The following is a 388-nucleotide window of genomic DNA, read 5'->3' on the forward strand; positions in this document are numbered from 1 at the left end:
GCTCCTGAAAGTATTGATGCTCCGTTTCAACAACGTGTTCAGAGAGCTTTTGATATGGCACAGTCTGATCGGAATTTGGGTGATACAGTATTAAATTATCTCACTATTCCTGCTGTTATTATGAGTTGGCTCTTTTCAGTTATTATCGTTTTTTCGATTTATTTATTTATGCGGGGGCATGATCTTCCAGGAGGTGGATTTGTTGGTGGTGTGACTTTAGCAATAGGCTTTATTTTACAATATCTTGCACGGGATATTCGTTGGGTGGAAAATCATTTGAGAGTTTTGCCTTTACGGTGGTTAGGTTTTGGCTTATTGTTGTCAGTCGCAACGGGAATGGGAGCTTGGTTCGTTGGGTATCCTTTTTTAACCTCCTTTTTTCAATATG

General features: G+C 39.4%; 1 protein-coding gene. It reads left to right on the forward strand.

All coding sequences use genetic code 11. The features are described 5' to 3' along the window. Nucleotides 1-388 (forward strand): MnhB domain-containing protein (locus J7R13_RS09365; protein ID WP_281432500.1); only part of this gene is annotated, 388 nt, incomplete at both ends.

It is taken from the genome of Bartonella taylorii 8TBB (assembly GCF_902825155.1).
In the GTDB taxonomy this organism is placed as follows: Bacteria; Pseudomonadota; Alphaproteobacteria; order Rhizobiales; family Rhizobiaceae; genus Bartonella; species Bartonella taylorii_A.